Source organism: Amycolatopsis sp. SID8362, assembly GCF_010550475.1.
Lineage (GTDB): Bacteria > Actinomycetota > Actinomycetes > Mycobacteriales > Pseudonocardiaceae > Amycolatopsis > Amycolatopsis eburnea.
On sequence record NZ_JAAGNB010000007.1, the window covers coordinates 1 to 6,559 of the forward strand.

The following is a 6,559-nucleotide window of genomic DNA, read 5'->3' on the forward strand; positions in this document are numbered from 1 at the left end:
CGCCATCTCGAGTACCTGATGTCGTTGCGGCACACGGTGGAAGGCCGCCGCGTCGCGCCGGTGGGGGAGCTGGGCGGCCGCGAGCAGGACCAGCTGGAAGCCGCGGTGCGACGGCTGGTCCAGAGCCTGCGGGGCGGTCCGACGCACCGGAAGCGCGAGGCCGCGCGCGGGCGCGTCGACTCGGCCCGGACGATGCGCCGCAACCTGCGCTACGACGGCGTCCCGTTCCGGCCGGTCACGGTCGCGAAGGTGGAGGACAAGCCGCGGCTGGTCGTGCTCGCCGACGTCAGCCTGTCGGTGCGCGCGACCGCGCGGTTCACGCTGCACCTGGTCCACCGGCTGCAGGGGATGTTCGGGCAGGTGCGCACCTTCGCGTTCGTCGCGGAACTCGCGGAGATCACCGGGCTGTTCGGGCGCTACCACGTCGAGGAGGCGCTGGGCCTGGTGTTCGGCGGCGACGTCCTGGACCTCGACGCGAACTCCGACTACGGCCGCGTCTTCGGCACGTTCCTTTCCGAGTTCGGCTCGTCGGTGACGCGCCGCACGACGGTGCTGGTGCTCGGGGACGGCCGCGGCAACGGCAACGACCCCGGCCTGCCCGCGTTCGAGGAACTGACCCGCCGGGCCCGCGAAACCCTCTGGCTCACGCAGGAACCGCGCTACTCGTGGGGACTCGGGCCGTGCGACCTGCCGGCGTACGCGGAGTTCTGCGACCGCGTCCGCGTGGTCCGCGATCTGTCCGGTTTGGACAGTGCGGCGGCCGACCTGGCGACGGCGAGGACCGGCCGGTGACCGCCGTCCTGGACCCGCTGGCCCCGGGCCACCGCGGCTGGTGGGAGCGCGGCGAGCTGCTGGTCTGCCACGAAGACGGCGTCGCGGTGCCGAACGCGCTGACCGCGCGGCTGGCCCCGGTGCGCGTGACGTCCCATTTCCGCGTGTACACGCTGGGCCGGCGGACGCTGGTTTCGCACCGCTACCGCGGCGACGAGCTCGACGACGACCTGGCCGGGCACCTGGCCTCGGAGCTGGACTTCCTGGCCGGCCACTTCGAGGAGCTGTTCACCGGCGTGGTCCGCACGACGGTCCACGACCCGCTGCTGGCGTGGACGGTGTTCTACGCCAACACGTTGGCGGCACTGCGACGCCCGGCTCGTTCGGGCGCGATCGCCGCGTTCGCGCCGGTGCACGCGCGGGCACTGGAGCTGGTGCGGGGCCGGTCGGTGCTGGATCTGGGCTCCTGCTTCGGGTTCTTGCCATTGCAGATGCTCGCTCGGGACTTGCGCCCGATCGCGTCGGACGTTTCCCCGGGGACGATGGGCCTGCTCTCCCGCGTCGCATCCTGGTTCGGCACGCCACTGCCGGTCCTGTCCTGCGACGCGGCGGCGGTGCCGTTGGCGTCGAGGAGCGTCGACACGGTCACGGCGATCCACCTGCTGGAACACCTGACCGCCGCCCACGGTCTGGCGGCGTTGCGGGAAATGCTGCGCGTCGCCCGGCGGCGGGTGGTGGTGGCGGTCCCGTTCGAGACCGAGCCGAACCCGGCGTTCGGGCACGTGCGGTGCTTCGACTTCGCGGCGCTGCGGGAGTGGGGGAGACGTTCAGGGGTGCCGTTCACGGTCTTCGAACACCACGGCGGCTGGCTGGTGCTGGACGTGGCGTGAAGGCCTACTCTTCGAGCTGCCCGTCCGCGAAGAACTCCTCGATGACGCGGCGGTTGTCGTCGGCCGACGAGCCGGTGATCTCGAGGCTCCGGTCGCCGTCGCGGATGACGATCTTGCGCCCGGCCGAGCGTTTCGCCCAGTCCCGCACCGCGCCGGCCAGCTGCAGCAGGACCGGTGACGTGGCCAGCGAGACGACGATCGCGGCGATGCCCGCCGGATCCGCTTTCGCGCCGGGCGGCAGCTCGTGGCCGACGGCGAACCGCGCTTCGTCGACGTCGAGGCCGAGGAGCTCTTCGCGCAACTGCCGGTGGAGGCGGTCTCGCACCGCGGGATCGTCGTCGCGCACTTCGAGGGAATACGTCGGCACGATGCGAGGATAGCGCCCCGGCGCGGGTGCCGGGCGCCCTATGATCCCCCGGTGCCCGGATCCAGAAAGGCATTGCTGATCGCCACCGACAGCCACGCCGACCCCACTTTCCGCGAACTGCAAGCCCCGTTGCACGATGTCGCGGCGCTGCGCGAAGTCCTCGCCGACGAGCACATCGGTGATTTCACCGTGGCGGTCGCCGAAAACACGCCGGTCCGGGACCTGCGCGTGGAAATCGAACGCTTCTTCTCGCGTGCGGAACGCGACGATCTGCTGCTCCTGTATTTCTCCGGGCACGGCGTGAAGGACGAGAACGGCGACCTGCACCTGGTGGCCACCGATACGGAACGCGACCTGCTCGAGTCCACCGGGATCGGCGCCGCGTTCGTCCGGCGGCTGATCGACCGCAGCCCGGCCCGCCGCGTCGTGCTGTGGCTGGACTGCTGCTACGGCGGGGCGTTCCCGCCGGGCGCGACCCCGAAAGCGGCGTCGCGGGTAGACGTTTTCGACCAGCTGGCCGGCCGCTCCGGCCGGGGCTGCGCGGTGATGACCGCTTCGACGCACCTCGGCTACGCCTACGAGACCCGCGAGGGCCGGGCGCCGTCCGGCTCGCCGGAGCCTTCGGTGTTCACGCGGGTGATCGCCGAAGGCCTGCGGACGGGCGAAGCCGACCTCGGCGGCGACGGCCTGGTCGACGTCGCCGAGCTGTACACCTACGTCCACGACCGCGTGCGGGCGATCGCACCGGCCCAGGCGCCGACCCGCAACGACCAGCTCACCGGCGACGTGTACATCGCACGCAACCCGGCGCCGCGCCGGCCGGAGGAGCCGGCGCCCGTGGCGGAAGTCCCCGCCCGTGGCCGACGGCGGTACGTGGTGGCGTTCGGCGGAGTCTCGGTGGTCGCCGTCGCGGTGGCGGTGTTCCTCGCGAACCTGCCCGACGACCAGCGCGGCGCCGCCACCACCCCGCCTCCGCCCACGTCGCCGGTGACGACGTCCGGCTCCGCGGAGCCATCGGGAGTCCCGCACCTGAAGTACGCGTCCGGGGACGAACCGGCTTACCCGTACACCTGGGCCCCGCTCGACGTGCCCGCACAGTTCCAAGGCGAGGAACGGGCCGACGCGAAAGCGTGGTGGAAGCTGCGGGGCGCTCGCACGCTGCACACCGAATTCCGGATCGATCCCTACTACCTCGTGCCCACGATCAAGTTCCGGGTGGGCGGCGCCTTCTACCCGAATGCGAGCTGCGGACCGATCCGCGTCGAGGCAGGCGTCGGGACACGCCGGGTCTCTGAGGTCGTGGAAGCGTCGAGCGACACCCTGCAGCTGCCGAATGACCTACCGGCGATCGGCACGAACGACACCTTCGTCGTCGACATCCGGGTGGTCCGGTCCGTGGCGGGCTGCGAGGGCGAGCTGCGGTGGGAGCACATCACCCTGACCCGGGTGCCATGACCCCTCAGATCAACGCCCGCTTCGACGCCGCGTAAACCGCCTCCGCCCGGCTTCCCACCTCGAGCTTGCGCATGATGTTCCCGACATGGAACTTCGCCGTCGTCGGGGAGATGAACAGCTCCGCCCCGATCGCCTGGTTCGACAACCCCTGCGCCAGCAGCTTCAGCACCGTCAGCTCCCGGTCGGTCAAGCGCTGGGCATCCGATTGCGAACGCCCCGACAGCGTCCGCACCACCGACGTGACACTGCGCGAGTCGAACGCGGTTTCCCCGCGTGACACCGCTTTGATCGCGTTCGCCAGCGCCGTCGTGTCGACGTCCTTGACCACGTACCCGCGCGCGCCCGCCTGGACCGCCGCGACCACCAGGTGGTCTTCGAGGAACGTCGTCAGGACCAGCACGGCCAGCGAAGGGTAGGTGGCCGTCAGCGAACGGCACAGGGCCAGGCCTTCGGAGTCCGACGACGTCGACAGCTTCAGGTCCAGGAGCACCACCGCCGGACGCCGGTCGGCCAGGACTGCTTGGGCCTCCGCCGCCGTCGAGGCTTCGCCGACGATGCGGAACAGCGGGTCGCGCTCCAGGACCGAGCGCAGGCCCTGGCGCAGGATCGCATGGTCGTCGACCAGGACGATCGTGATCGGGTCAGCCATCGAGCGGCACCCCCACGACGATCTTGACGCCGCCGATGCGGGAGCGGCGCACAGAGAACGTGCCGCCCAGCTCGCGGGCGCGGGCGTCCATGTTGGCCAGGCCGCGGTGCGCGCCGTCGAGGTCCTGGCCGCCCGCGACGCGCAGGACCCGGCGCAGCACCTCCGGCTCGCCGCAGCCGTCGTCGGACACCGCGAGCACCACCTGGTCCGGGCGGTAGGTCAGGCGGATCAGGGCGCGGCGGGCGTGGCCGTGCACCGCGCTGTTGAACAGGGCCTCGCCGCAGATGCGGAACAGCGAGTGCTCGGCGCCGGCGGGCAGGTCGACCGGCTTGCCGCCGATGCGCAGCTCCACCGCCAGCTCGGTGGGCAGGTGCACGCTGGTCAGCCGTTCCAGCAGCTCGGGCAGGCCGTGGTGCGCGTGCTCGCGGTCGTGGCTCAGCGCGTGGATGACCGACCGCAGCTGGTCGACCGCGCCGCGCGCGAGGTCCTTGGCCACGCCCAGCCGCTCGGCCGCCTCCCCGGTGGCGTCGGCGCGGCACAGCTCGATCTGCATGCCCGCCGACAGCACCGACTGCGTGACGCTGTCGTGCAGTTCGCGCGCGATCCGGTTGCGTTCCGAGTCCAGCACTTCGCGCTGCCGGGCGGCCAGCAGCTCCTGCTGCGCGCGCTCGCTGCGCCGGTGCAGTGACGAGTTGTGCAGCGCCACCACGCTCTGGCTGGCGAGGATCCGCAGCACGGCCTCGTCGGTCGCGTCGATCTCGCGCCCGCGCGGGGCCCACAGCAGCAGCCCGCCGACGACCTCGCGGTCCAGCGCGACCGGTACCCGCAGGTGGCGGCCGGGCTCGTTGCCGGGCTCGTCGAAGTCGAGCGCCCCGGCCAGCACCCGGGTCAGGCATGCGCGCACGTACCCCGGCATCGGGTCCACAGTGGACAGCTGGCGGCCGCCGGGGCCGATGATCGTGCACCGCGGTTCGGCTTCGGGCAGCACCGAGTCCGCGACGGCGAACAGCGCGTACTCCGCGTCGACGTGCTCGGCGGCGGTCCGGACGGTCGCGCGCAGCAGGCTGTCCTGCTCCTCGACGGTCCGCACGAGCGTCCGCGAAATCCGGTCCAGCGCGTGGATCACGCCTTCCAGCCGCTCGATCGACGTCACGTAGGCCGGGTAGAACGACCGCTTGCCCGAGCGGACGCCGGTCAGCTCGGCGAGGTAGCCGGGCCGGTCGTGGTCGCCGAGCGGGGCGCGGGTCACAGCGCCGCCCGGAACAGCGCTTCGATCTCCGCCGCGTCGGCGCCGCGCGGGTTGGTGGCCAGGCAGGCGTCGTGCAGCGTGTTGCGCGCCAGCACCGGCAGGTGCGCGGCGGTGACGCCCAGCTCGCCGAGCCCCTTCGGCACCCCGACGTCGTCGGCGAGCGCGCGCACCTGGTCGGCGACCGCGAGGCCCGCTTCCTCCGGCGGCGTGCTGTCCGAAGCGAGCCCGAGCGCGCGGGCGATCGGGACGTACCGCTCGGGGTGCGCGCGGGCGTTGAACCGGACGACGTGGGGGAGCAGCACGCCGTTGATCACGCCGTGCGGCAGGTCGAGCAGGCCGCCGACCTGGTGGCTCATCGCGTGCGCCGCGCCGAGGATCGCGTTGGTGAAGGCCAGGCCCGCCTCCAGGCTCGCCTGCGCCATCAGCAGCCGCGGCGAGCGCTCGGCCGGCCGGTCGATGCTGCGCACCAGGTTGCCGTTGACCAGCGCGATCGAGTTGAGGGCGTGGTGGTCGGTCAGCGGGTTGTGCGCCTTCGACACGAACGCCTCGATGCCGTGCGTCAGCGCGTCCAGCCCGGTCGCCGCCGCCAGCCAGTCCGGCATCGTGGTGAGCAGCCGCGGGTCGGTGACCGAGACGTCCGGCACCAGGGTGCGGCCGATGATGGTGATCTTGGTGTTGTGCGTGGTGTCGGTGACGATGCAGAACTGCGAGACGTCCGCGCCGGTGCCCGCGGTCGACGGGATCATCACCATCGGCGGGATCGGCTGCCGGCTGCGGTCCACGCCCTCGAAGTCGAGGATGTCGCCGCCGTTCGCGGCCAGCAGCGCGACGCCCTTTCCCGCGTCGATCACCGAGCCGCCGCCGAGGCCCATGATGACGTCGCAGCCGGCTTCGCGGTAGCGCTCGTACCCGGCGGCGATCTCGTGGTCCTTCGGGTTCGGCGTCGGGTCGGCCCACACCGTGGCCGTCAGCCCGGCGGCGCGCAGGTGCCCGGCCAGCTCGTCGACCCACGGTGTCGCGCACAACCCGGCGTCGGTGACGAGCATCGGACGCCGCGCGCCCAGCCTCGCGGCGACGTGCCCGGCCTCGGCCAGCGCGCCTTCGCCGAACATGATCTCGGGGGCGTGGAACTTCGCGATGGTGAGGCCCTCGGGCGGCGTGCTCGTGGCGCCGCACGG

The 6,559-nt window shown here is 72.5% G+C and carries 7 protein-coding genes; 3 read left to right on the top strand and 4 right to left on the bottom strand.

Annotation, left to right across the window (positions count from 1 at the left end):
• Both G3I65_RS00805 and mftM read left to right on the top strand, forming a co-directional pair.
• Positions 1–792 (top strand): VWA domain-containing protein (locus G3I65_RS00805; protein ID WP_160693802.1); only part of this gene is annotated, 792 nt, incomplete at its 5' end.
• Positions 789–1,661: a mycofactocin oligosaccharide methyltransferase MftM gene (gene mftM / locus G3I65_RS58570; protein ID WP_160693804.1), complete on the top strand. Its 873-nt coding sequence runs from the start codon at positions 789–791 to the stop codon at positions 1,659–1,661. The genes G3I65_RS00805 and mftM, both read left to right, overlap by 4 nt.
• A gap of 4 nt (positions 1,662–1,665) precedes the next feature.
• Here the strand turns inward: mftM and G3I65_RS00815 are convergent, their stop codons facing one another.
• Positions 1,666–2,028 carry a hypothetical protein gene (locus G3I65_RS00815; RefSeq protein ID WP_160693806.1) on the bottom strand — a complete coding sequence of 121 codons (363 nt, stop codon included), beginning with the start codon at positions 2,026–2,028 and terminating at the stop codon, positions 1,666–1,668.
• A 51-nt stretch (positions 2,029–2,079) separates the two neighbouring features.
• On the opposite strand from G3I65_RS00815, the gene G3I65_RS00820 reads away from it, so the two are divergent.
• A complete protein-coding gene (locus G3I65_RS00820) occupies positions 2,080–3,483 on the top strand; it encodes a caspase family protein (RefSeq protein WP_160693808.1) in 1,404 nt (467 codons plus the stop codon).
• A 4-nt stretch (positions 3,484–3,487) separates the two neighbouring features.
• Here G3I65_RS00820 and G3I65_RS00825 read toward each other — a convergent pair whose 3' ends face one another.
• The 3 genes from G3I65_RS00825 to G3I65_RS00835 form a co-directional block, all read right to left on the bottom strand.
• The gene (locus tag G3I65_RS00825; protein ID WP_160693810.1) at positions 3,488–4,132 is read right to left on the bottom strand and encodes a response regulator transcription factor; all 645 of its coding nucleotides are present in this window, start codon (positions 4,130–4,132) and stop codon (positions 3,488–3,490) included.
• On the bottom strand, positions 4,125–5,381 hold the full coding sequence (locus G3I65_RS00830) for a histidine kinase (RefSeq protein ID WP_160693812.1): 1,257 nt from the start codon (positions 5,379–5,381) through the stop codon (positions 4,125–4,127). The genes G3I65_RS00825 and G3I65_RS00830 overlap by 8 nt, the downstream gene beginning before the upstream one ends.
• A partial coding sequence (locus tag G3I65_RS00835) for an iron-containing alcohol dehydrogenase (protein WP_203612240.1) occupies positions 5,378–6,559 on the bottom strand: 1,182 nt, incomplete at its 5' end. The genes G3I65_RS00835 and G3I65_RS00830, both read right to left, overlap by 4 nt.

Excerpts from the sequence above, each read along its gene's own strand:
- G3I65_RS00825 (WP_160693810.1), bottom strand. The coding sequence starts at position 4,132 with ATGGCTGACCCGATCACGATCGTCCTGGTCGACGACCATGCGATCCTG.